25 protein-coding genes are annotated in these 24,531 nt (G+C 63.3%); 15 read left to right on the top strand and 10 right to left on the bottom strand.

Going from position 1 to position 24,531, the window contains the following annotated elements:
- Positions 1-41: 41 nt before the first annotated feature.
- Both KU306_RS11855 and KU306_RS11850 read left to right on the top strand, forming a co-directional pair.
- Positions 42-1,592, top strand: coding sequence for a Na+/H+ antiporter NhaC family protein (locus KU306_RS11855; RefSeq protein WP_007539958.1), 1,551 nt, complete (start codon positions 42-44; stop codon positions 1,590-1,592).
- Complete coding sequence (locus KU306_RS11850) at positions 1,589-1,849, top strand: DUF7513 family protein (protein ID WP_007539956.1); 261 nt, start codon at positions 1,589-1,591, stop codon at positions 1,847-1,849. Before KU306_RS11855 ends, KU306_RS11850 begins: the two co-directional genes overlap by 4 nt.
- Before the next feature lie 172 nt (positions 1,850-2,021).
- Here KU306_RS11850 and KU306_RS11845 read toward each other — a convergent pair whose 3' ends face one another.
- On the bottom strand, positions 2,022-2,354 hold the full coding sequence (locus tag KU306_RS11845; RefSeq protein ID WP_007539954.1) for an uS10/mL48 family ribosomal protein: 333 nt from the start codon (positions 2,352-2,354) through the stop codon (positions 2,022-2,024).
- Positions 2,355-2,513: 159 nt separating this feature from the next.
- Between KU306_RS11845 and KU306_RS11840 the strand changes: the two genes are divergently transcribed.
- Together KU306_RS11840 and KU306_RS11835 are read left to right on the top strand one after the other, a co-directional pair.
- Positions 2,514-2,969, top strand: coding sequence for a bis(5'-nucleosyl)-tetraphosphatase (locus KU306_RS11840; RefSeq protein ID WP_007539952.1), 456 nt, complete (start codon positions 2,514-2,516; stop codon positions 2,967-2,969).
- A 120-nt stretch (positions 2,970-3,089) separates the two neighbouring features.
- Complete coding sequence (locus KU306_RS11835) at positions 3,090-4,064, top strand: DUF5787 family protein (RefSeq protein ID WP_258302027.1); 975 nt, start codon at positions 3,090-3,092, stop codon at positions 4,062-4,064.
- A gap of 71 nt (positions 4,065-4,135) precedes the next feature.
- On the opposite strand, the gene KU306_RS11830 is transcribed toward KU306_RS11835, so the two are convergent.
- Positions 4,136-4,636 (bottom strand): DUF5797 family protein, encoded by a 501-nt coding sequence (locus KU306_RS11830; RefSeq protein ID WP_007539948.1) that lies wholly within the window; start codon positions 4,634-4,636, stop codon positions 4,136-4,138.
- A gap of 101 nt (positions 4,637-4,737) precedes the next feature.
- Between KU306_RS11830 and KU306_RS11825 the strand changes: the two genes are divergently transcribed.
- A complete protein-coding gene (locus tag KU306_RS11825) occupies positions 4,738-5,511 on the top strand; it encodes an enoyl-CoA hydratase/isomerase family protein (RefSeq protein ID WP_007539947.1) in 774 nt (257 codons plus the stop codon).
- Positions 5,512-5,526: 15 nt separating this feature from the next.
- On the opposite strand, the gene KU306_RS11820 is transcribed toward KU306_RS11825, so the two are convergent.
- Both KU306_RS11820 and KU306_RS11815 read right to left on the bottom strand, forming a co-directional pair.
- A complete protein-coding gene (locus tag KU306_RS11820) occupies positions 5,527-6,864 on the bottom strand; it encodes a methyl-accepting chemotaxis protein (protein WP_258302026.1) in 1,338 nt (445 codons plus the stop codon).
- A gap of 146 nt (positions 6,865-7,010) precedes the next feature.
- The gene (locus KU306_RS11815; protein WP_258302025.1) at positions 7,011-8,354 is read right to left on the bottom strand and encodes a methyl-accepting chemotaxis protein; all 1,344 of its coding nucleotides are present in this window, start codon (positions 8,352-8,354) and stop codon (positions 7,011-7,013) included.
- A gap of 161 nt (positions 8,355-8,515) precedes the next feature.
- Between KU306_RS11815 and KU306_RS11810 the strand changes: the two genes are divergently transcribed.
- From KU306_RS11810 to KU306_RS11800, 3 genes are all read left to right on the top strand, one after another.
- On the top strand, positions 8,516-8,773 hold the full coding sequence (locus KU306_RS11810) for a DUF5789 family protein (RefSeq protein ID WP_258302024.1): 258 nt from the start codon (positions 8,516-8,518) through the stop codon (positions 8,771-8,773).
- Positions 8,774-8,870: 97 nt separating this feature from the next.
- Positions 8,871-9,191, top strand: a complete 321-nt coding sequence (locus KU306_RS11805; protein ID WP_007539939.1) for a transcription factor S — start codon at positions 8,871-8,873, stop codon at positions 9,189-9,191.
- A 39-nt stretch (positions 9,192-9,230) separates the two neighbouring features.
- A complete protein-coding gene (locus KU306_RS11800; RefSeq protein WP_258302023.1) occupies positions 9,231-9,806 on the top strand; it encodes a DUF6517 family protein in 576 nt (191 codons plus the stop codon).
- Between the two features lie 19 nt (positions 9,807-9,825).
- Here the strand turns inward: KU306_RS11800 and KU306_RS11795 are convergent, their stop codons facing one another.
- The 4 genes from KU306_RS11795 to KU306_RS11780 all read right to left on the bottom strand — a co-directional run bounded on the left by KU306_RS11795 (position 9,826) and on the right by KU306_RS11780 (position 13,984).
- Positions 9,826-10,551 carry a tRNA (adenine-N1)-methyltransferase gene (locus KU306_RS11795; protein ID WP_258302022.1) on the bottom strand — a complete coding sequence of 242 codons (726 nt, stop codon included), beginning with the start codon at positions 10,549-10,551 and terminating at the stop codon, positions 9,826-9,828.
- A complete protein-coding gene (locus tag KU306_RS11790) occupies positions 10,548-10,925 on the bottom strand; it encodes a nascent polypeptide-associated complex protein (protein ID WP_007539934.1) in 378 nt (125 codons plus the stop codon). The genes KU306_RS11795 and KU306_RS11790 overlap by 4 nt, the downstream gene beginning before the upstream one ends.
- 97 nt (positions 10,926-11,022) lie before the next feature.
- The gene (locus KU306_RS11785; protein ID WP_258302021.1) at positions 11,023-13,122 is read right to left on the bottom strand and encodes a DUF4350 domain-containing protein; all 2,100 of its coding nucleotides are present in this window, start codon (positions 13,120-13,122) and stop codon (positions 11,023-11,025) included.
- A 193-nt stretch (positions 13,123-13,315) separates the two neighbouring features.
- Positions 13,316-13,984, bottom strand: a complete 669-nt coding sequence (locus tag KU306_RS11780) for an O-methyltransferase (RefSeq protein WP_007539931.1) — start codon at positions 13,982-13,984, stop codon at positions 13,316-13,318.
- Positions 13,985-14,124: 140 nt separating this feature from the next.
- Between KU306_RS11780 and KU306_RS11775 the strand changes: the two genes are divergently transcribed.
- The 4 genes from KU306_RS11775 (at position 14,125) to KU306_RS11760 (ending at position 19,398) form a co-directional block, all read left to right on the top strand.
- Entirely contained in the window at positions 14,125-15,987 is a 1,863-nt protein-coding gene (locus KU306_RS11775) for a right-handed parallel beta-helix repeat-containing protein (RefSeq protein WP_258302020.1), read from the top strand.
- A gap of 40 nt (positions 15,988-16,027) precedes the next feature.
- Complete coding sequence (locus tag KU306_RS11770) at positions 16,028-17,704, top strand: acyl-CoA mutase large subunit family protein (protein ID WP_258302019.1); 1,677 nt, start codon at positions 16,028-16,030, stop codon at positions 17,702-17,704.
- A 267-nt stretch (positions 17,705-17,971) separates the two neighbouring features.
- Positions 17,972-18,256, top strand: coding sequence for a hypothetical protein (locus KU306_RS11765; protein ID WP_258302018.1), 285 nt, complete (start codon positions 17,972-17,974; stop codon positions 18,254-18,256).
- A 182-nt stretch (positions 18,257-18,438) separates the two neighbouring features.
- Positions 18,439-19,398, top strand: a complete 960-nt coding sequence (locus KU306_RS11760) for a phosphotransferase family protein (protein ID WP_258302017.1) — start codon at positions 18,439-18,441, stop codon at positions 19,396-19,398.
- 48 nt (positions 19,399-19,446) lie between these two features.
- Here KU306_RS11760 and KU306_RS11755 read toward each other — a convergent pair whose 3' ends face one another.
- Both KU306_RS11755 and KU306_RS11750 read right to left on the bottom strand, forming a co-directional pair.
- Positions 19,447-19,746 (bottom strand): hypothetical protein, encoded by a 300-nt coding sequence (locus tag KU306_RS11755; protein WP_007539923.1) that lies wholly within the window; start codon positions 19,744-19,746, stop codon positions 19,447-19,449.
- A complete protein-coding gene (locus KU306_RS11750; protein ID WP_007539921.1) occupies positions 19,743-20,087 on the bottom strand; it encodes a YbjQ family protein in 345 nt (114 codons plus the stop codon). Before KU306_RS11750 ends, KU306_RS11755 begins: the two co-directional genes overlap by 4 nt.
- Positions 20,088-20,141: 54 nt before the next feature.
- Between KU306_RS11750 and mce the strand changes: the two genes are divergently transcribed.
- The 3 genes from mce to KU306_RS11735 all read left to right on the top strand — a co-directional run bounded on the left by mce (position 20,142) and on the right by KU306_RS11735 (position 24,473).
- On the top strand, positions 20,142-20,525 hold the full coding sequence (gene mce, locus KU306_RS11745) for a methylmalonyl-CoA epimerase (RefSeq protein ID WP_007539919.1): 384 nt from the start codon (positions 20,142-20,144) through the stop codon (positions 20,523-20,525).
- A gap of 87 nt (positions 20,526-20,612) precedes the next feature.
- Positions 20,613-22,724 carry an o-succinylbenzoate--CoA ligase gene (gene menE, locus KU306_RS11740; RefSeq protein WP_258302016.1) on the top strand — a complete coding sequence of 704 codons (2,112 nt, stop codon included), beginning with the start codon at positions 20,613-20,615 and terminating at the stop codon, positions 22,722-22,724.
- An 87-nt stretch (positions 22,725-22,811) separates the two neighbouring features.
- Positions 22,812-24,473, top strand: coding sequence for a long-chain fatty acid--CoA ligase (locus KU306_RS11735; RefSeq protein ID WP_258302015.1), 1,662 nt, complete (start codon positions 22,812-22,814; stop codon positions 24,471-24,473).
- Positions 24,474-24,531 lie beyond the last annotated feature (58 nt).

Raw genomic sequence — 24,531 nt, 5'->3', positions numbered from 1 at the left:
ATTCGTGCCTATTATATATCACAGTGAATGTCTGACAAACGATGCCAGAAGAACCGGACATCGAGCTCAGTTTCCGCGGTGGGAGACTCGTTAGCGCGCTCCCCATCGCGTTCTTCATCGCCTGGGCTATTTTCCAAAGCGGTATCCTCGGAATCGGCGATACGACCGGCCTCGTCGCGGGGATGCTGACAGGACTCATCGTTGGACTGCTGTTCGTCCGGGGAGATTGGAAGGACTACGCGGACGTCGTCTTCGCGGGCATGACCCGTCGGGTCGCTGCGACTGCTGTGGTCGCGTGGCTGTGGGCAGGCATGTTCGCAGAGACGATTCAGGTAGGCGGCTTCGTCGACGGCCTCGTCTGGGCGGCGACTGCGCTGAACGTCGGCCCCGGGTTGTTCCCGGCTGTGACGTTCCTGCTCGCAGCGCTGCTCGCGACGGGCATCGGCACCGGCTACGGTACCGCAATCGCCTTCACGAGTCTCGTGTTCCCCGCGGGGCTCCTCCTCGGCGCGAATCCAGTGCTGCTGTTCGGTGCCATTCTGTCGGGTGCCGTCTTCGGTGACAACCTTGCACCCGTGAGTGACACCACAATCGTCTCCGCTGTGACGCAAGACGCCGACATCGGTGGCGTCGTCGCGTCCCGCGTGAAGTACGCCGTCGTCGCGGCGGCGCTCGCAATCGCGGCCTACCTCGCCGCCGGGTTCGGAATCCCCGGCGTCGTGAGTGGGATGCCGCACGCGAACGTTACCGGGCAAGTCGATGCCACGGTGTCGGCGTGGGGTCTCGTTCACCTCCTCGACATCGCCATCGTCATCGTCCTCGCGGTTCGCGGTCGCCACATCATCGAAGCCATCTCGTGGGGACTCATCGCCGCGGCGGTGTTCAACGTCGCACTCGGTGCCGCGGACCTCATCGACGTTTCGGCCGCGAGCATGCTTCTGTTCCGGGCCCCGCAAAACGGCCTGACGCAGGCTGTCGATGCGCTTCCGCTCATCGGCGCGGTCGTCGAAACCGTTCCGGGTGGACAGGCTGGCGTCGGCGGGAGCATCTACTCCGGTGCCGCGGGCTTCTTCCCGCTCATCGTGCTGACGCTCCTGCTCGTCGCTGGCGCTGAAATCATGCGCGCCGGTGGCGGCTTCGACGCGATTCAGGAACTGCTCATCGACCGTGTCGCGACCACCGTCCGCCGCGCCGAGACCACGATGGTCCTCGGGACGGCGCTCGTCAACGCGACGGTCACAATCAACACGGCAGCCGAAATCGCTATCGCGCCGTACATCGCCACGCTCGGCAAGCGCTTCAACATCAACGGCTACCGTCGTGCCAACATCCTCGACGCCAACACGTCCGCGCTCGGGTACATCTTCCCGTGGGGTGGTGGCCTGCTCGCTGGCTTCGGTGCCATGCAAGGGCTCGTCGGCGGGAACGGCACGCCGTGGTTCACCCAAGAGATGCTGGTGAACCCCGCGTCCGTCTGGCCGTACGTGTTCCACGGCTGGTTCCTCGTGGCCGTGTTCCTCGTGGCCGCGTGGACCGGCTACGGCCGCGAATACGTCTCCGACCGCACGTCTGAGGAGGTGAGTCGCGTATGAGCCGACTCGGAAAACTCCTCGCAGGCTGGACGTTCCGCACCGCGACGCCGTCGTTCGAACCCGGCGACGTCATCACGGCGTTCGTCACCCACAGCGACGGCGAGGGAGTCTCGTCCCGAATCGGTGATTCGGTGCTCCGAATCGAGGGGGACACCGAGGTCGACGTCGAAACGAAAGTCCGCTTGAAGGTCACGTCGTTCGACGACCAAAATCACGTCGGCACTGCCGAAATCGTCGAATTCCTCGGCGAGTTCTGAGCCGACCCACCTCGTTTTTTGGACACTGCGCTCGCCAGTGGCGTCGCTGGCGAATTCGATATCGTCTGCGCCGTGACGCACCGACGGTTGCTACCTCGTGACAAGACGAACGAAAGAGAGACGAAAAGCGAAGACCCGCGTCGAGACGCGCTCGCGGTCGGCCGCGCCGACGTCAGTTACGGCGGTGGCCGAGCGGTTTCTTCTGTTCGAGTTCGATTTCGATGTGGACGCTGTCGGGGTAGTCCCGCTCGCTCACTTGGCGGGCGATTTGGTCTGCGCCGTGAATCTCCAGTCGCCGCGTGTAGACTGTGTAGTTCCACGCGGGGAACTGGTCTCCCGGTTGGAGCGTGCGATACTGGGGGACGTTCGTGCGCTCTGGTTGGTCGGCGTGCGGGCCGCGGCACTCCGCGCCCTTCTTTTCGATGAGTGATTTGAGGTTGCCGACGACTCTGTCGAGGACGGCCTTATCACCGCTTTGAAAGGTGAGTTTCGTGACGAAGGTCATAGCTGGGTACTACCACGTTCTTGGTTGCTCCGACGGTAAAAACGCATCTACACGTGCGCGTGGTTGGGCCGACTCGATTCGGTTCTGCACGAACGACCATGTCACGGCGGGGGTAATTCTCCGATACCCTCTTAAACGGTGGCACGTTTATCTCGGGTAATGGCAGTCGAAGCGGTAAGCGCTGGTGCCATCCTCTTCCGCGACACCCGCGGCCGGAGGGAGTACTTACTCCTGAAGAGCCGTCCTGGGGACTGGGAATTCCCCAAAGGCGGGGTCGAAGGGGACGAGGAGCTCCAGCAAACGGCAATCAGGGAAGTCAAAGAGGAGGCCGGAATAGCAGATTTCCGCCTCATCGACGGCTTCCGCGAAGACTACGACTACGTCTTCGAAGCGAACGGCACGACCATCCACAAGACGGTGCACCTGTTCATCGCACACTCGTTCGAGGCGTCCGCGGAGCTCTCGACCGAACACCGCGACCTTCAGTGGCGCGACTACGAACAGGCCATCAACACGATTACCCAAGACGGCCCGCGCGACATCCTCGAGCAAGCACACGACTTTCTCGACCACCTCGCGGCGAAGAACGAAGGCCAGCACAAGTACCTGAAATAGGGTCGTCGGCACCGTGTTGGCGGCGAACGGTTCGCACCTGCGGCCAGCCACTGCTCTCTGACTGGTGAGCCGTAACTCCGTGACCGAAATACCTTCACGAACGCACGGAGACGCTTCACTGTGACCGAGAGCGCCGACCGCGACCCGGAGTTCGCCTTCGAGCTTCGAGTCTGTCGCTGGGCGGAGCGCGCGTGGCACCCCGACGGGCCGCGCCCGGCCTTCGTCGCGCGACAACTCGGGACGCGCGACAGACGATGGGACACCGTCGTCGTCGAAGTCGACCCCGACGCGTTCGCCGCGCGCCGCGCCCTCTCGACGGATGGCTTCGACTCCGACCTCCTGCGGGTCATGCGCCACGCACCCGCCGACTGGCAGTGGTATCGGGACGCGATTCCGAAACCCGACTTTCCGTGGCGGCACGTCGTCCCGGCGGTCCACCGCGCCGCGGGACGCGGCGTGGTCGAGAAGCGTCGCGGAAGCCGGAACCGCGTCGAGTACCGACAGACCGCTCCGTATCCCGACTGGGTCGAACGAATCGTCGCCATCGAGAACAAACCGGACCTCGACGCCAGCGCCGCCCGCGCACTGGCCGACCAACTCGAACACGACGTCGAACGCGGCCTCGCCGACGAGGTGTGGGTCGCGACCGAAGCGACCGGCGACCGGGTCGAACCGGCACTGCTCGAAGACCTCCCGGTCGAAGTCGGTATCCTCTCGCTCGACGACGACGGGACGATGGACGTGCTGTGGCACCCGAGCACACTCACGCCCGACCCTGACGACGCGCGCCGCCGCCTCGTCCTCGCAGAGCGAGCCTACGACCGCGGCTGGCGGAGCTACGTCGATACCATGCGCCCCGACTGTCGGCACTTCGAACTCGCGCGCCGAGGCATGGCGCTCGTCCCGCGATGTGCCGCAAAAGACTGTTTTCAGAGCCAACGCGAGTGCGCCCACTCGTGTTCGGCGTTCGAGCCCGAGCCTCCGGCGTGGCGGATGAACGGCTGGCCTATCGAGGGCGGGCCGGGGAAGGGGCTGCGAGAGTTGCTCCGTGCGCGCCGCGAGCGCGAACGGGAGCGGATGGAACCGTCAGAGTAGACGATTGATGGTATCTGCCGAGTAGACGATTGACGGTATCTGCCGAGTAGACGATTGATGGAACCCGCCGATTAGACGATTTCCACGTCGACCTCGTCTCGCTCGACGGCGAGTCGGAACGTGGGGACGGTCCGGTAGATGACCTCGACGACTCCCTTCCGGCGGAGGCTCTGGAGCGCCCGCCGAACGTCGTCCACATCGGGGTCGATGTCGAACTCCTCGCGGACTTTGTTGAGGACGCTGACGACGCTCTCGGAGCGCTCGTCCGGACCGGCGACGACCTGAAAGACGCGCGCTTCGAGCGTGGGGACGCGGATGACGCTCGGAACCGATTCCTCGTCGCCGTCGCTTTCGACGCCGGGGTCGACGCCGACGAGTTCCGCCGCCTCGGCCGTGGCGCGGATGAGGCTGTTGTCGTCGCGGTAGTAGTAGTCCTTCAGTTCGGATTCGAGATACTGGTGGACCTCACTCCCGCTTTCGAGGTCCCATCGCTCCTGAAGCTCCTTGTTCTTCGTCGGCTGCAGGCGAACGATGTCGGCGAGGCGTTCTGTGGCCTCATCGGAGAGCGTCATATTCGCACGATTCGACGGACGGGATATAACGTTGTTCGAGACGGGTTTCGGTTCTCCGGTGAACGTTAATTATTATCCCGCCGCCCTTCGTCCGCACTCGTATGAGCTGGGAAACACTTCGACTCGAATGGGACGGCGACGTGGCAACCCTCGTCATCGACCGCCCGGACAGTATGAACGCGCTCAACACGGACACGCTCGACGCGCTCGAAGAGGCGCTCGACGAGGCCGAAGCGGAGGGTGCGCGCGTACTCGTCCTCACCGGAGCGGGTGACAAGGCGTTCATCGCCGGTGCCGACATCAGCTACATGAAGGACATCGACACACCGGCCGCACAGGAGTACGCCGAGCAGGGCCACCGAATCGCCTCGCGCATCGAGACGTTCCCCGCCCCGACCATCGCGGCTATCAACGGCTACGCGTTCGGTGGTGGCATGGAGTTCGCACTCGCCTGCGACCTGCGCGTCGCCTCCGAGCGCGCCGTCCTCGGACAGACCGAAATCGACCTCGGAATCATGCCTGGGTGGGGCGGCAGTGTCCGACTGCCGAAACTCGTCGGCGACGAAATCGCGCGCCGACTCATCTACTTCGGGGAGCGAATCGACGCGAGCGACGCGCACGAACACGGTCTCGTCGGCGAAGTCGTCGCCCACGACCAACTCGACTCGCACGTCGCCGAACTCGCGGCGGAACTCGCAGCGAAGCCTCGCCACGCGCTGCAGGGTGCGAAAGCCGCAATCAACATGTCGCACGAAGCACCGCGCGAGGCCGCCCTCGAATACGAAGCACGCGTCTGGAGCGGTCTCTTCGGAACCCACGACCAGCGCGAAGGGATGGACGCCTTCGTCGAAAAACGCGACCCGGACTTCGAGTAAGAGACGTCGAATCGCTCAGTCGTCGAGCGTTCCGAGCGTCGATTCGAGTTCCTGAACCGATTCGGAGATGTCGGCGACGACTTCGACCTGCGTGTCGTTCGCCGCGGCGACGTTTCTGGTCTCTTCCTGTACGTCGACCGCCTGCTTGGCCGCGTTGTCGACCATGTTCGCGACCTCTTCGGTTCGTACTGCTTGGTCGTCGGTCGCGTTGGCGATGTCGTCCATGCCCGTCGCAGCCTCCCGAATCGTCGCGGCAATCTCGTCTTGGTTTTCGATGAGCGTGTCGATGCGCGCTGAACTGTCGCGGACGTCCTCGGTGAGCGATTCGATTCCCTCGACGGTCTCCGTCGCGTCCTCGCGGGTTTCGATGATAATCTCCTCGATGCGTTCGGACTCGGCTTGGACTTCATTCGCGAGCGACTTCACCTCGTCAGCGACGACCGCGAATCCGGCACCCGCGTCCCCTGCGCGGGCGGCTTCGATGTTGGCGTTGAGCGCGAGGATGTTGGTCTGGTCGGCGATGTCGTTGATGACCTCGATGATGTCGCCAATCTCCTCGATGTGTTCGGCGAGTTCGTGCGTGCGGTCGGCGACGTGCTCGCCGCCCTCCGCAACGCGGTCCATCGCTTCGGACACGGCTTCACCGTCTTCGCGGGACTCCTCTGCGAGGTGCTGGGCTTCCGTGCTCTGTTTGTTGATTTCGTCTGCACTGGCGGCGATTTCTTCGACCGTCGCGGACAGCGAGCCGATTTCGTCGGAGACTTCTTCCATCGCGTCCGCTTGCTGTGCCGCAATCTCTCGTGCCGCGGTGGCGCTGTCGGACACTTCGTCCGTGCAGGCCATCGCCTGGTCGATAGCACCGGAAATCTGCTCAGAGAGGTGTTCCTGTGCTTCGGCCATCTGTTTGTTCTTCCGAGCGACGTCGGTCGTGATGGGCGTGAGTTCGAGCGCGCCGACGACTTCGCCGTCGGGTGCGTGAAGGGGAAGCCCCATCGACCGATTCCAAAGCGACCCGTCTTCGGTCGGCACTTCGCGGAAGTCGTCTTCGCGGATGACCTGGTCGGTCCGCGCAATCGTCTCTGCGAGAATCTCGTCTTTGCCCTTGGTTCCGAACGCCTCGATACCGCGTTTTCCGTAGTCGTTCTCGTCGAGTCCGTACCGCTCGAACGTGAGGTCGTTGATGTGTGTGAGTCGGCCTTCGTCGTTGACGACGAACGCCGGTTCGGGGATGTCGGCGACGACTTGCTCGAACAACCCTTTCCAGAAGTCACGTTCTGCTTCGAGTCGCTCTGGTTCGGTTAGCGAGTCGTCCGGCTCCCACGCGAGTTCAGCCCGTGCTGCCTGTCTCTGCATACGTGTCAGAGAAAATAAAAACTCAGTTTAAAAATCCTTCACGCAGAATATCACGACTGATAGCAGCTTCCGCTTGCGGTAATTGTCGCTACAGGTCGTGAATTAATTGTGATGATTGGGGCTGAGTGGCCGATTCAATCGTGTACTCAGTCGTCGTCCATGGTCGCCATCGTCGACTTGAGTTGTCGGACCGATTCGGAGATGTCGGCGACGACTTCGATTTGCGTGTCGTTGGCCGAAACTGCTCTCGCGGTCTCTTCTTGGACCTCGGTGGCCTGTTTCGAGGCGCTGTCGACCATGCTGGCGACCTCTTCGGTCCGAACCGCTTGGTCGTCGGTCGCGTTGGCGATATCGTCCATACCCGTCGCAGCCTCCCGAATCGTCGCGGCAATCTCGTCTTGGTTTTCGATGAGCGTGTCGATGCGGTCGGCACTGTCCTGTACGTCTTCGGTAAGCGACTCGATACCCTCGACGGTCTCCGTCGCGTCCTCACGAGTCTCGCTGATAATCTCCTCGATGCGTTCGGACTCGGCTTGGACTTCGTTCGCGAGCGACTTCACCTCGTCTGCGACGACCGCGAATCCCGACCCGGCTTCGCCCGCCCGTGCCGCTTCGATGTTGGCGTTGAGCGCGAGGATGTTGGTCTGGTCGGCGATGTCGTTGATGACTTCGATGATGTCGCCGATCTCCTCGATGTGCTCGGCGAGTTCGTGCGTGCGGTCGGCGACGTGTTCGCCGCCCTCTGCGACGCGGTCCATCGCCTCCGCAGCCACTTCGCCGTCTTCGCGGGACTCCGCTGCGAGCTGTTGGGCTTCCGTGCTCTGTTTGTTGATTTCGTCGGCGCTGGCGGCGATTTCTTCGACCGTCGCAGACAGTGAGCCGACTTCGCCGGAGACCTCTTCCATCGCATCCGCTTGCTGTGCCGCAATCTCTCGGGCCGCGGTGACGCTGTCGGACACCTCGTCGGCTGAGGTCATGGCCCGGCCGATAGACGCAGTGACCTCTTCGGAGAGTTGTTCCTGGGCTTCGGACATCTGCTGGTTCTTCTCGACGATGTCGGTCGCGTCGGTCGTCAGTTCGAGCGCGCCGACGACCTCACCATTTGGCGCGTGCAGCGGTACGCCCATCGCTCGAACCCAAACCGTCCCCTCGGACGTTGGGACGCCGCGGAAGTCGTCTTCGTGGACGACACTGTCCGTTCGGGCGATGGTCGTCGCGAGAATCTCGTCTTTACCTTTGGTTCCGAACGCGTCGATACCGCGTTTTCCGATATCCGCCTCCCGGTCGAGTTCGTACGTCTCGGCCGCCTTCGCGTTGATATGCGTGAGGTGCCCCTCGGCGTCGACGTTGATTATCGGTTCGGGGAAGTGCTCGACGAGGTCCTCGAACAGTCCTTTCCAGTGGTCCCGCTCCGCTTCGAGACGCTCCGCTTCCGTCAGTGAGCCGCTGGGTTTCCACTCCTGCCCTGCCTGTGTTTCCGCTCCCTGCATACGTACCCGAGCGCATGAAAACACGGATAATAAACCCTACACGCCGTCTATCACGGCCGATAGCACGTCTGCCCACCACACATCTCCCTCTTCTGTTTTAAACGTTATGTGCTATCATGTGTCATGTAATGACTAAGCTGTTCCAAGTATAACAAACAATAATGAATAATACTATCAAGTTGAGCCACCTCCGAACTGCCCTACGGGACATCTCGTACCCAGTCGAACGACGCGAGGCTGCGAGCGCGTTCGACGGTGTGACTGTCCTCATGGCCGACGGCGACGCCGACCTCGGGGGGCTCATCCGTGACTGTGTCACAGACGAGTTCGCAGACCCGATGGACCTCTACTACGAGTTACACAACGCGATGCCGATAACGGCGCTCGGTGAGCCGGGCCAGTCGGACGGCGACGCCTGAACCGACCGCAGTCCCCGAATTAGACCGACCCACCACACCCCTTCTTCGGCGACGTAACCCAGTTGCTTAAGTGCCTCAAGCGGTAGGACGTACTATCATGGAGTTCTGCGACGACTGTGGGTCCCTGATGACGCCTCAGGACGGCGTCTGGGTCTGTCCGAACGGCCACGAGAAAGCGCGCGACAGCGAGAAAGAAAAGACGATGGTCACGACAGAGGGCCAAGAGTCGAGCGAAGTCGTCGATATGTCCGACGTCGACAACGCCGATATCGGCCCGACGACGACGGCTATCTGTCCGGAGTGCGGCCACGACGTCGCCCGCTACGAGATGAAGCAGATTCGCTCGGCCGACGAGTCCGAGACGCGCTTCTTCACGTGTGTCGAGTGCGACCACAAGTGGCGCGAAGACGACCACTGAGCGGCACGTCTTTTTCTCCCCGCCGTCCGTACGCGGGGTATGGCCGATTCGCTAGCCTCGCCGACACTTCCCGCGCTCGATGGCTGGGTCCGCGTCGATGAATCGACCGACCGACTGTTCCAGTTCGGTCTCGTTCGCGTCACCGCGAGGACCGTCGTCTACGAAGACGACGCGATTCGGTCGCGGGTGCCGGAGGCCGGAGACGACACGTGGCGGTTCCTCTTTGCGAGTCGGCTCGTGATTCGCCCCCGGACCCCGCCGTCGGCGGCGCTCACGCGACTCGTCCGAAACGGTGCGACCACCGAGTTCAAATCGCGTCTCCGCGACCGCGGGTTTTCCGATATCCAACGCGTCGACTCGCGGACACTGGCTGTCGACGACGGCGAGGCCGAAGTCGTCCACTACACTGCAACTGTCACCGTAAACGGCGTCGACCTCCTCGCCGACGCCTACGTCGCAGTGACGCCGGTCGACGGTGAGTTCTTGTTGACGGGAGGCGCGTACCCGCGCGAAGTCGGCGGCGGTGACGAGGAGACGGCCGCCGCGCTCCGCGACGTCATCGACCCGGAGCGATTCAGAGAAGAGTTCTTCGACGTGGTTCGGCACATGGAGTGACCGCCACCCACGAGACGAATTACTCGTTGCGAGCGAAGACGAGATAGCCCGTGTGTCCGACACCGGCCGTCGACGGTCGGGACCCGCGCTCGCCGAAGTCCATCTGGCGCTGAATCGTCTCGAACGTCTCGATGTCCGAGAGACCGGCCTCTTTGGCGGCTTCGACCGTCGCTCGCGTCCCCTCGACGAACGGGGAGTAGACGGCGACGTAACCGCCGGTCGAGAGGAGGTCCGGTGCTTCGCGGACGACTTCCGGTGCGTTCTCCGTGTCGAGCGTGAGCGCGTGGAACTGCTCGTCGCGCAGGTCGTCGAGTTCCTCGGTGATGTCGCCGGTTCGAACGTCGACGTTTGCTTCGACGCCAGCGAGTCGCATGTTCTCGCGGGCGACGTCTGCGAAGTCGGCGTTCCGTTCGAATGTGGTCACCTCGACGTCGAGGCGACCGAGATACGCCGACAGAACGCCCGTGCCGGTTCCGGCGTCGAGGACGCGCTCACCGGCCGCGATGCCGGTGTGGCCGACGATGAGACCGATGTCGCGCGGCATCATCGGCGCGCCCGTTCGCTCGAAGTGGTTGAACAGGTCGGGGCCGCGCGGCTCGCGGACGAGGAACTCCTCGCCGATGTGCGTCTCCAGCGTCTGTCCGGCTTCGACGTCCTCGGGGACAGTCAGCATCCCGAGGTCCGTGTGTAGCTCCTCACCGGGGGCTCGCAGGTACTCCCGGTCGCCGTGGACGAGGAGTATCACTCCAGTCGCGCGATTGCCGCGGCGAGGTCGCCGCCTTCGGCCTCCAGTGCTTCGCGGGCCTCGTCCTTCGAGGCACCGGCGCGCTGTGCGACGATTTCGATGTCGTCTTCCGGGATACCGGCGTCGGCATCGGCTGCGTCGTCGTCGCCGCCCTCGTCACCAGCGCCGAGTGCGCGCGTCTCGGGTTCGCCGACGATTTGGTAGGTCTCCTGGCCCTGCGCGTCCATGCGCGTGACCTGCGCGTCGGTGAAGACGAGCTCTTCGTCGGCCGTCTTGATGACGACTTCCTCGGCGTCGAGCTCGGTGACGTCGATACCCATCTGCTTCATCATCTGCTTCATCTTTCGCGGGTTCATCCCGCCGCCTCCAAACATACCCGAAGGGTCGGGGTGGGCGCTCAAAAGCGTGGCGAACACGCCCAGTCGCTCCCGTCTGGTGAATCCCTCGTCGACACTCCGGCGAGCGCGACACTCAGCTGTAGGGACTCCACAGCGAGAAGGCGGCCGTATTGAGGGTCCCGGTGTACAGGAGCGCCGGGTCGCCGCCGACGTTGTGGTCGCTGTCGAAGACGTGGTCGCCGTTGAGTCGGAGGTCCGTCCCGAGTGCCCCGGCCACGTCGTTGAGATTCGCGCGCGTGTCGGGCATGATTTTCCCGTCGCCGCTCCCCATCAGGATGACCGCGCCGCCGTTTTGGACGAAGGTCCGCAGTGCATCGATTTCGTCGGCAGCGAAGCACGACCGCGGCGCGGAGATGAGAACAGCGCGAGCGGTCGAAAGCGCGTTGTCGCCGCTGCCGTCCAGTGAGTTGACCTGTTCGAACGCGATGTCCTGTCCTTCGAGGTAGCGCTGGTAGGCGACGGCGTCTTCGGTCGACACCGAGTGCGATTCGTTGAACTGGCCGTGGCCGCCGTCGACGAGAATCTTCCCGCACCTGTCCGAAAGCGAGTCGACGAGGTTCGTGAGGAAGGCCTCGTGTTCGTAGGCCGTGACGTCGGCCCGATACGACTCGTCTATCGGGAGGCCGCCGACGAGGGCGGTTCGGTTCGCGGCGTCGACACCGACGAGCGGGATATCGCCGCTGTACTGAACCCCATCGCGGAGGTCCTGTGTCGCTGTGCTCTCGGCGAAGACAGGGACGCGCGACGACGAGATTGCCCCGGCAGTCGTGCGGACACTCGCAGCGTTGGGCACGAATACGTCCTCGACGGGTCGGTCTCGAACTTCGGCGGTGTTCGCGGGGTCGCTTGCCTGCCACACGCCAGTCCCGGCCGCTCGCGCGTCAGCCTCGGCGTTCCAGAAGGCGTCGTGTTTGGTCAGACTCGACCCGTACACCCGGGCGTATCCCGTTTCGACCATCTCGCGGTTGAACAGCGTGTCGGCGTTTCCGTCTCCGGTCGTGTCGTAGTAGACGTACGCGAGGTGTCGGCCGAATGGGTCCGTGATGTCCTCGCTAGGGTCGAACTCGATTTCGACCGACGCGCCGCCGAGTGCCTGTTTGGCGTACTCTTTGGCGTTCTCACCCCAGTCAGTCAGGTGGGTTTCGTCTTCGATACCTTCCCACTCTTCGACCTTCTCGTGTGAGGCGTTGCGTTCCGTCTCCGGGGTGTCGATGCCGAGCAATCGGAGTTCGGCGGTCGTCCCGTCAGCCAACGTCACATCGACCGTGTCGCCGTCGGCGACGCTGTCGACCGTCGCTTCGTATCGGACGCCAGCGTCGAGGCCGAGACCGCTTCGGTCCTCGAACAGAGCGAACGTGTTGGTGTTGTACTGGCTGGTCGTGATATCGAAGGACGCGCCGTCGACGTTGTTCGTGTCGTCGTCGATGTCGTCGTCGTTGAATCGGAACGCGAGGTCGAGTTCTGACGCGATTTCGTTGAGGTTCGCCGTCTCGTCGTAGTCACTGTAGTCAGACTGGTCGTGGAGGTACAGTGCGCCACCGTCGGCGACGAACTCGGCGAGCGCACCCAACTCGCTCGAACTGAACGACTCACTCGGCGTGGTGACGACGACGGCGTCCGCGTTCGAGAGGTCACTCGCAAGTGACGTCGTCGGAGAGACGGTGTAGCCGTTGTTCTCGGCGTAGGATTCGAACTTCGAACACGAGTCGAGCGTGAAGTACTGCCCGTGGCCCTCGTCCCAGAGGACGGTGCCGGACCCGCCGAGTTCGGCATCCCACGCGTTGAGCACGAACTCTTCGTTGCCGTAGTCGAAGTTGATGTCGTCGTCTTGGAGGAGAATCGCGCCGAACCCGTACACGCTGCCGTCGACCGACACGAGCGGGAGCGGTGCCAACTCGTCGTAGTGATACGCATCGCCGTTTCCGTCGTCATCCCCGTTCGTCGCGGTCGGTTCCGCCCAGACGGCCACGACTGAGGGGTCTGCCAGCGCCTCGTGGTTTGGCGTCACTTGGCTGGACGCCGAGTGGAACTCGATTTTCGGAATTCTATCCGTGGACTCACAACCCGGCCCCGCAGCGGCCGAGGCCGAGGTGGTCCCGAATTCGAGTGCTGAGCTACCGGCGACCGTCGCGGTCACGACCGATTGCAGAAACGTCCTCCGATTGAACTGCATGACAAATATCCAAAAATACCACCCCCGTTTAGCTATTTATAATATTACGAATGATTGATAGTTATGCAACAATATGGCATATTTCTAATATAAGTTTGGAATAATCGGACAATCGGTTCGGACAATCGGATATCCGGACACTCGATTCGGCCTCGCGAGTCGCCGGTGGCCGTCGAAAAACGGTGCTGGGGAGCTACTCCACGCGGGAACTAACTGCGAGGCCGTTTCCGACGGGAAGGACGATGGTCTCGTAGCGCGGGTCGGCCCGGACGGCATCGAGATACGCAGCGACACCGCGGGTGTCGGCGTTCACGCCAGTGAGTGCGTCAGACTCGCCTTCGACGCGCTCGACGAGTGCGCCGAAGTCTATCGGACCGCGCATCATGTTGTCGGCGACGACGATGCCGCCGACGCTCACGCGGTCGTTGACCAGGTCGAACGCCTCGGCGTATCGGTGTTTCTGGTGGTCGAACAACACGAGGTCGAACTCGCCATCGACCGTCTCGACGAGTTCGAGGGCGTCGCCTTCCAGGAACGTCGTCTGGTCTTCGAGCCCCGCCCGGTCGAAGAAGTCGCGAGCCATGTCGAGTTCGTCGGGGTCGTGTTCGGTCAAGAATAACTCGGCGTCGTCTGCCATCCCTTTGGCGAACCACGTCGCCGAGTAGCCGAACCCCGACCCGAACTCGAACAACCGTTTCCCGCCGGAGAGTCCGGCGAGGAACTGGAGGACGCTCCCCGCCTCCGGGCCGACGATTGGGAAGCCGTGTTTGGAGGCGTACGCCGCCATCTCTGCTTGCACCGCGTCGTGCTCGGGCGCGAGCGCCGCGAGGAACCGCTCGGTGTGTTCGGTGAGGATATCCATACCGAAAGAGGGCCTGCAAGATGGATAAATTGCTGTCATTACCGGAAACCGGTCGTACTCGCGTCGTCACGGGTGTCTTGCACGTACACCTTCACCCGACTGTGATAGACGTTATCACTCGCCGCAAATACGATTCTACTATGCACCCGGACGACGACGGTCGGCGTCTCGCGGCTGATTCCGGTGAGCGGCCGACTGGAATCTCCCGACGAGCGTATCTGAAACTCATGGCGGCGACGGGTGTCGCGACCGCGAGTGGCGCACCCCTCTCACAGACTACCCCACTAAATCTCGCCCACGAAGTAACCGCGTACTGGTCCGGCCCGGAAGCAGGCAAGCCGTCGTCGGCACCAGTCGGGACGTGGTACTTCGCGACCGACACGAACCGACTGTTCGTCTCCACAGGCGGCCGCTGGCACTGGCTCTCGATTTCGACACCGGCACTCCAAACTGACCGGCTTCTCGGCGTCGCCGACCGAATCGTCTCGACCACCGACGGACTCGAAGCCGCAATCGAGGAGCTTTCTAGAGGCGATACTGTCGTCCTCGCACCCGGGACGTATCGAACGTCCACGTGGCTCCGTATCGACCGCGACGACGTGACAATCCGCGGGGCGGGACCGCGTGCAACACTCGTCAAACCGGCCGATGGCGCAAACGTCGGCGGCTTCCACGTCGGGTCCCGTCGTCGCGTCAACAACGTTCGCATCCGCGGTATCGGCTTCCACGGCAATCACTCGACGATGGACGACGAGGTGCATCGCTGTCACGCCTTCCTCGTCGACGACGCGGAATCGGTCGCTATCGAGGACTGCTACGCGACCAAGACTCACCCCTATCACGAACACGACGCCGGCGGCAGCGGCTTTTGTGTCCGTGAGTCGGCGTCGAACGTCTCGCTCGTCGGCAATCGGACCCACGACATCGGCGACCGAGGTATCCAAGTCGCGGGGCGGGACATCGTCGTCGCTCGAAACCAGTTCACCGACGGCTTCGACCGGTGTATCTCGCTGGAAGTTCGTCACCCGGACGGTCGAAAACGGTTTGCAGAAAGCGTCTCCGTCGTGAACAACGTCGGCAGAAACAACTCTGACGGGTCGTTCGTCGGTGCGTCACAGGGGCCGACCGACGAACCCGGGCCGGGAAACGTGGCCATCGTCGGCAACGTCGCGGCTGGCACGCATCGGCGAACCGTGTACCTCGGGGTCGAAGCCCGAATGGAGAACGTCGCTATCGTCGGCAACGTGGGCAGACAGGCCGCCTTCGACGAACGACGGTCGGGCATCTACGTCGCCGGACACGTCTCGAACCTGACTGTGACCGGGAACACGCTCTCGGACTACTCGCTCCACGGCATCGAACTCGTCGGGAACGGGTCGGGTGTCGTCTGCGCCAACAACACCGTCGCCAGACCAAGACGGGCTGGTATCGTCGTCGACGTGGAGGACGCTGTAGTCACGGGAAACCGTGTCTCACGACCGCGGCGAGACGGGATTGTGGTCGAATCGACCGACGTCAGCCTTCTCGGAAACGCAGTGAGCAACCCGCGGGACGTCGGGATTCACATCTCGGAGGCTGCCAAACGGGTTTCGGCCATCGGCAACCGTATCCGAAACGCGTCGCAGGCAGTCAGCGTTGATGGAACCGAATGCGTCGTCGCCGGAACCGTCGCCCCGGATGGGGCACTCTCGGAAGGCCCGGACGCAGACCAGAACATCCTGTTTGGGAACCTGATTCGCTCGCGGGCCGTTCGCGGTCAGGAGACGACAGTCGTCGGTGGCGGCGAACGCCACACGGTCACCGTGGACGATGGGGAGACGGTCGTCGCCTTCGAGCGACGATACCACCGCAAGCCGACGCTCAGTGTCCACAGCGACGACCCGGTTCTCTGGTCGGCCGACTGGGTCCGAGACGACGGCGACTACGTCGGCGTCGGTCTCTCGGTCGTCGATTCCAACCAAACTCCCGTGTCGACTGCGGCGACAGTGAGGGTTCACGCGTAACCCGCCTACGCTTAAGTCAGGGCGACCCTCATTTTCGACCATGTTTGACCCCGACGAACTCGAACAGATTCGGGAGGCGAAGTCCGAGTGGGAGGAGGAGACGCTGTCGCCGACGCTCGAACGATTCGGGGAGCGCGAGGAGGAGTTTACGACGGACACGGGTGGCAACACCGTCGACCGGTTGTACACTCCCGCCGACGTGGACCTCGACTATCGGGAGGACCTCGGCTTCCCCGGCGAGAAACCCTACACGCGCGGTGTCTACCCGACGATGCACCGCGGCCGGCTGTGGACGATGCGACAGTACGCCGGCTTCGGGACGGCCGCCGAGACCAACGAGCGATTCCGCTACCTCATCGAAAACGGGTCGTCCGGCCTCTCCCTGGCCTTCGACCTGCCGACGCAGATGGGCTACGACTCCGATGCGATGATGGCCGCCGGTGAAGTCGGGAAATCCGGCGTCGCCATCGACAGCCTCCACGACATGGAGACGGTCTTCGATGGCATCGACCTCGGCGAAGTCTCGACCTCGATGACCATCAACGCGCCCGCAGCAGTGCTCTTGGCGATGTACGTCGCCCTCGGCGACAAACAGGGCGTCCCCCGCGAGCAACTCCGCGGAACCATCCAGAACGACATCATGAAGGAGTACATCGCGCGGAATCTCTACATCTACCCGCCCGAGCAGTCGATGCGACTCATCACGGACATCTTCGAGTTCTGTGCGGAGGAGACGCCGAAGTTCAACACCATCTCTATTTCCGGCTACCACATCCGCGAGGCGGGGTCGACCGCGGCCCAAGAAGTCGCGTTCACGCTCGGCAACGGAATCGAGTACGTGCAGGCCGCAATCGACGCCGGACTCGACGTGGACGACTTCGCGCCGCAGCTTTCGTTTTTCTTCAACGCGCACAACAACATCCTCGAAGAGGTCGCGAAGTTCCGCGCCGCCCGCCGCATGTGGGCGAAGATTATGGAAGAGCGCTTCGGCGCGGAGAACCCGAAGTCGATGCAGTTGAAGTTCCACACCCAGACCGGCGGCTCGACGCTCACCGCCCAGCAGGTCGAGAACAACGTCGTCCGCGTCGCCTATCAGGCGCTCGCGGCCGTCCTCGGCGGGACACAGTCGCTACACACGAACGGAAAAGACGAGGCGCTGTCGCTGCCGACCGAGCAGTCGGTTCGGACGGCGCTGCGTACCCAGCAGATTCTCGCTCACGAGTCGGGCGCGGCCGACACTATCGACCCCCTCGCCGGGAGCTACTACGTCGAGGCGCTGACCGACGACATCGAGGAAGAGGCGTTCGACCTGCTCGACGAGGTTGACGAACGCGGCGGTGCGCTCGAAGCCCTCAAAAACCAGTGGATTCAGCGGGAGATTCAGGACGTCGCCTACGAGCGCCAGCGCGAAATCGAGACGGGCGAACGCGTCATCGTCGGCGTCAACGAGTATCAGGTCGACGAGGAACCGACCGTCGAAGTCCAGGAAGTCTCCGAAGAAGAAGAGCAAAAGCAGGTCGATTCGCTGAACGCCGTGAAGGAAGAACGCGACTCCGAGGCCGTCGAGGCGGCGCTCGAAGACGTTCGGGCCGCTGCGAACAGCGACGAGAACCTCATGCCGCCAATCGTCGAAGCGGTCAAAGTTTACGCCACGGTCGGTGAGATTTGCGGCGTCCTCCGCGAGGAGTTCGGCGAATACGAACCCGGGATGGCGTGACCGGCCACTCTGTGTGGTTCGCCAACTAGTTTCATAAATTATACTTTCGCCCGCCCAACAAAATTTATTATCCACCCCCGAGTGGCGAGTAACGAGGATTGACGATGCCTCTTATTGGATTCTGACCCCCCCGTCACACGCCCGGCCGCTTCTGCGTTTCTCGTGGTCACTCCACAGCGGTGTGTAGCCACGCGGCTGGCGCGTCGTGGGGCATCTCTTACCGGAGAGCCCCCGGTATCGCATCCGACTGTCTCCATCAGAACACGAATGTCACGAAGACACTCCCACGACTCTCGTACAGACTCCGACTACCCACCCACACACCACCGACCAGCGCCGTCGTTCACGGTGCAGGCCATCATGCTGGCGCTTACCGTCGGCGCGGTCGTCGTCGCTAGCTATCCCGTGCTGTCGCTGGTCGCCATGACCGCGACCGTCGGTCTGGTCACCCTCGGTCGCGTCGTGGCCCACCGCGCCGAGCGCGATTCGGTGAACGTCCGCGTTCCCGGTCTGCCGGTTCAGGTCACGGTCGCCAGTACGGCCGGCGACTGAACACCAGTTCCGCCCGCAACTGAACACCGACACATCCCACGGCCCCAAACCAACACTCCCCGCGACGCACGCCTCCCGCCCCCGGAACAGCATCTCCCGCGTTTCGGCCCTCCTCCTCACGTCTCCGCCCAACCGACGGACTTCCAGCAGCTTTGTACGTCACCGAGTCGACAGCGATGTCAATGGACGACCGAATCGAGACGGCGCTCGGGCGTGCCTTTCCCGGCCGCGACGTCGACAGCGTTGCGCCCGCGGGAATCTCGTGGAACGAGAAGAACACCACGGTGCGAGTGGAATTCGCCGATGGCGAGGTCGTCTACCTCAAGGTCGCCCACGACCACGGCGTGCGAATCGCCCGCGAGTCGGCGGTCGTCGCCTACGTGGGTGCACACACCGACGTTCCCGTGCCGACGATTCTGTCGAGTGAGGCCGACGCGTCAGTTCCGTACCTCGCGACTGCCCCTGTCACCGGCCAGATTCTCGTCGAACCGTGGGGGAACGCCACCGAGTCAGCCCGTGAGTCTCTCGCCTACGAAACCGGGGCGGCGCTCGCCCGCGTTCACGCACTGCGGTTCGACGACCACGGACTCATAACCGGTGGGGACGCGAGTCAACTCGAACTGGAGACGGGGTCGTGGACTGACGTACTCGTCGAGACAATTGGACACACTCGTGCACTCGCGTCTACGGACCGCTTCGACCACTACTTCGACGAGGTCGTCGCGGCGGTCGAAGAGAATCGCTCTCTCCTCGACGACGCCCCCGCAGCACTGGTCCACGGCGACCTCGCACAGCCGAATTGCTTCCGGCTCGACGACCGAATCGGCTTTCTCGACTGGGAGATTTCCCACGTCGGCGACCCGGCGAGAGACCTCTACCGGGCGAAGAAACAGCAGTTCAACGTGTTTCGAACCGAGCCACCTGAGCGGGGTGTCGAGGCACTCTTCGACGGGTATCGCTCGGTCGCGGGCGGCCTGCCGGAGGGGTACGACGACCGCCGGCCCATCTACGAGGCCGTCTGGTTCCTCAGCGTCCCGGGGTTCTTCGACAAGTTCGTCGAGGACTACGACGAGGACCCCGAAGAACTCGCCGAGTGGATGGCGGACGAGATGGCCCGGCTGCTCGGCAGAATCACGTCCTAACCTCTCCGCCAATCACTCGTCAGTGCGTTTGCGTCGGCGGTCCTGCGGCTATCGCAGCAACCTGATAACCGCCCCGACGACCATCGCTTCGAGGTACCCAACCAACGCGAGCGCCGGGTAGAACACCGTATTCGCTCGAACCCCGAATTCGTTGTACGCGAGCGTGTCGAGAAAGAACGCGACTGCGAGCGCGGGGAAATCGACGACCCACACTTCCTTCGGGAGCGCGCCGACGAAGCCGAGAAGCCACGCGAGCGCGAGGACTGCAAACGCGACGATAGTCTCGGGAGCCACTGCGACGCGCCACAACCGGCGACTCATGCTGGCGTCGCCGGTGTCGGGGGTCATGCAGTGGTTTCGTTGGCGTCGGACTTTCCAGCGAGTTTGACTGCGGTGCCGTAGGCCAGAATCTCTGCCGCACCCTGTGCGACTTCCGAGGTGACGTATCGAACACCGACGACGGCGTCCGCACCCATCTCCTCGGCTTCTTCGACCATCCGGTCTGTCGCTTCGGTGCGGGCATCGGTCATGAGGCCGGTGTAGGACTTGAGTTCGCCACCGACGATGTTTCGAAGCCCCTGTGTGATGTCGCGGCCGACGTTGCGGGCGCGAATCGTGTTCCCGCGAACTGCACCCAGTGTTTCGGTTATCTCTTCGCCAGCGACGGTTTCGGTTGTCGTTACAATCATGACAGGTGCATCGAATCGACTGGGTTTATCCCTTGTGCCCGTGGAACGTCCCCTATGCACTTCGACCACATCGGCATCGCCACGCCGGATGCCGCCGGGTTGGCAGCGCTGTTCGAAGAACTGTTCGACGCGCCAGTCGCCCACGAGGAGACGTTCGACGGGATGACCGTCGTGTTCCTCGAACTCGAAGACGGGTATTTCGAACTCCTCGAACCCCACGAAGGCGGCGCTATCTCCAAGTTCCTCGACAAACAGGGTGCCGGTATCCACCACATCGCGCTGGAGACCGACGACATCGACGCCGCGCTGGCGACCGCACGCGACGCCGGTGTCGAACTCATCGACGAGGAACCGCGACCGGGCGCGTGGGGTCACGACGTGGCCTTCCTCCACCCCAAATCGACCGGCGGCGTGCTCGTGGAGTTCGTCTCCCACTAACCCTGTGGTCGGACCACACCTTCGCTCGTTCCCCAGACGACCATCCCCGCACGGACGACCTCCAGCGAACCCCATCCACGGTGAACGATGACGAACGATTCGACGACAGACGACCGCGACGATTCGACCACAGCAGGTCTCTCCCGACCGATGCGTGACTGGCTGTCTCACCGCGTCGCCGCGACGCCGGACCGCCAAGCGCTTATCCTCGCGTCGTCGGGTGAGTCACTGACTTTCCGAGAACTCGATACGCTCGTGACCGAGACGGCCGGACAACTGGCTGCACTCGGTATCGAAGCGGGCGACCATCTCGGAGTCATTCTCGAACCCGGCCTCCAGTACGTCCGGTTGATTCACGCCGCCACCCGGCTCGGTGCCGTCTTGGTTCCGCTGAGCGAGCGACTGACCGCGACTGAAGTCGAGCGTAACGTCGACATCGCGGACGTTACGACGCTCATCTGCGGCGAAGAGAGCGAGGCGGTCGCCGTGGAAGCGACCTCAGACGTGCCGGTCGCGTCGGTCGACGAACCGCGGTGGGAGGGCGTCGTCAACCTCTCGTCTATCGCTCCGAAATCTATCACACCCGCGGGCTGGGGCCTCTCGGAGACGATGCTTTTGCTTTTCACCTCGGGGACCACGGGAACGCCGAAAGCGGTTCGACTCTCGATGGGGAACCTGTTGGCGAACGCCGTCGCTTCGGCGTTCAGACTCGGTCTCTCGCCGGACGACAGGTGGATGGTGACGCTCTCGTTGCACCACATGGGCGGCATCGGGCCGATTCTCCGAAGCCCGCTCTACGGGACGACAGTCGTCCTCCGCGAGGAGTTCGCCGCCGGTGGCGCGGCCGACGACATCGGGAAGTACGACGTGACGGGTGTCTCGCTCGTGCCGACGATGCTCACCCGGATGCTCGACAGTCGTGGGACGCTCTCGGACTCGCTTCGTGTCGTCCTGCTCGGCGGCGCACCCGCCACCGACGACCTCATCGAACGCTGTCGCAACTACTCCGTGCCCGTTTACCCGACCTACGGGATGACCGAGACGGCGTCGCAAATCGCCACGGCGACACCGCGAGAAGCGTTCGACGCTATCGGTACGGTGGGCCGACCGCTATACTTCGCCGACCTCACGGTCGTCGACGACGACGGCGCGCCCGTCGAACCGGGAACGGTCGGTGAAATCGTCGTCTCCGGGCCGACCGTCACCACAGGGTACTACCAGAACCCCGAGGCGAACGCCGAGTCGTTCACCGACCGTGGCCTCCGAACCGGCGATATCGGCTATCGAGACGAAGACGGGTTGCTGTACGTACTCAACAGGAGAGACGACCGTATCGTCACCGGCGGCGAGAACGTCGACCCCGGCGAAGTCGTCGAAGTCCTCCGTCAGTACCCGGCTATCGACGACGCGGTCGTCCTCGGAATTTCGGACCCGGAGTGGGGCGAGCGCGTCTCTGCGCTCGTCGTTCCGACCGACCCCGAGACCAGCATCGACGAGACCGCTCTCGAAGCCTTCTGCCGCGAGCACCTCGCCGGCTACAAGATTCCGCGACTGGTCGAAACGGAGACGGAACTTCCGCGAACGGTCTCTGGAACCATCGACCGCGACGCGGTCCGCGAGCGTCTCGAAGCGGCGCGCCCGGTCGACGTGGCCGAACCGGGATGGCAGGACGACGACAGTGCTGCCAGTGAGTCAGACGACGGCAGTTTAGAGGCTGACTCGGACCTCGTCGACGATGCAGAAGCGACCGACGCTGATGCGGACGACAGCGAAACGGGCGAAGTCGAAGCGGGCGAGGGTGAAACGGATGCGGCTGAAACGGACGAAGCCGAAGCCGAAAGTTCCGACGCAGCCGACCCTGAAGGAGTCGCTGAATCGGGTGCGACCGAAACAGACGACGAACCCGAAGCGACCAGCACCCAGCGCGAAGCGCCAGATGAACCAACTGCGAGCGACCCAGCCGCGGACGAGACGACGCTCAACCAGAAGACACCTGACGAGACGACACCTGACGAGACGGCCCCAGAAAGCGAGCCGCGAGATGCTGGTAGGAGTGCGGCAGACGTTGCGGACGAACAGGAGGCCGACGTGGTAAATGGCGACGCCGTTGCTGAGGCCGAAGACAATGAGACCGGTAGTGCCGACGAGACTGACGACGGCGACGACGCTGAACTCGAAGACGACGCCGACGAAGCCTAAGAACCACTCTCCTGGGCGAAATCGACAGCCGCCGTCCAGATTTCTTTTTGCCAAACAATGATTACAGTATACACCATGGGTACCACTATGGTAGGTGCTACCAATCAAACACTTCGTCCGTTTATGTGGCGCGCAGGCAAACTCTTTCCCGACCGAGAAATCGTCTCTCGGACCGCCGAGGGGTTAGAGCGCTACACATATTCGGAGTACGAAGACCGAGTCGCACAACTCGCGGGTGCCCTCGCCGACGCGGGAATCGATAGGGGAGACCGGGTTGCGACGTTCTGCTGGAACCACAATCGACACTTCGAGACGTACTTCGGCGTGCCTTCGATGGGCGCGCAACTGCACACCATCAATCCGCTCCTTCCGGACCACCACATCCAGTATATCGTCGAGAACGCGGAAGACCAACTCATCTTCGTCGACCCGTCGCTAGCGCCCAAACTCGCGGGCGCTGTCGACGAGGACGCCTTCGATTCGGTCGACCAATTCGTCGTGATGGCATCGGAGGTTCCCGAGACGGACCTCGAACCAGTGACCGATTACGAGTCGTTCATCGCCGACCACTCGACCGACTACGACTGGCCGGACCTCCCGGAAGACCAACCGGCGGGGATGTGCTACACCTCGGGTACCACCGGGAAGCCGAAGGGTGTCGAGTACTCCCAGCAGATGCTCTGGGCGCACACGATGGCGACGCTACCCAAATCGGCGCTCGACATCGGTGCCAGCGACGTCATCATGCCAGTCGTGCCGATGTTCCACGTCAACGCGTGGGGCCTACCGTTCTCGACGACGGCAGCGGGCGCGAAACACGTCTATCCGGGGCCGTCGCCGACGCCGGAGGACCTCGCCAAACTCATCGAAGAAGAGGGAGTGACGATGACCGCGGGCGTGCCGACGGTGTGGCTCGGGCTTCTCGAATACCTCGACGAGAACGACGCGGACATGTCTTCTCTCGAACGCATCATCATCGGTGGGTCGGCCGCGCCGAAGTCGGTCATCCGCCGCTTCGACGAGGAGTACGACGTAGACGTGTTGCACGCGTGGGGCATGACCGAGATGTCGCCCGTCGGCACCGTTGCGCACCTCAAACCCGGGATGGAAGACCTTCCCGCCGAAGAGCAGTACGACAAGCGCGCCAAACAGGGCCTCCTCACGCCGGGCCTCGAAATGCGTGTCGTCGACGACGACGGCAACGAAGTTCCGTGGAACGGCGAGGACTTCGGCGAGTTGTGGGTCCGCGGGCCGTGGGTCACGACCGAGTACTTCGAGCGCCCCGACGCCAACGAAGCGGACTTCGAAGGCAACTGGCTGAAGACGGGCGACGTTGTCACCGTCGACGAAGAGGGCTACGTGAAAATCGTCGACCGGGCGAAAGACGTCATCAAATCCGGTGGGGAGTGGATTTCCTCCGTCGAACTGGAGAACACCATCATGGCTCACGACGACGTGGCCGAAGCGACAGTGGTGGGCGTCCCGCACGAACGGTGGCAAGAGCGCCCCGTGGCGTTCGTCGTCCCGACCGCCGGAGTCACAGAAGACGAAGTCAAACAGGGCGTCGTCGAACTCGTCCGCGAGGAGTTCCCCAAGTGGTGGACGCCCGACGAAGTCGTCTTCATCGACGAGGTTCCGAAGACCGCGACCGGGAAGTTCGACAAGAAAGTGCTCCGCGACCAGTACGACGACTCCTCGCTCGTCGAAGGGAAGACACCCGAGGAGGACGCCCCGACGGACAACGAGTAACTGATTGTCGGCTGTCTTCTGGACCAACGGCACACTTTTTCGGCGTCTCTCGTCTCAG

Origin of the sequence: Haloferax larsenii, assembly GCF_024730625.1 — an archaeon.
Classification (GTDB): domain Archaea; phylum Halobacteriota; class Halobacteria; order Halobacteriales; family Haloferacaceae; genus Haloferax; species Haloferax larsenii.
This window is presented reverse-complemented; position numbering and strand designations above follow the sequence as displayed.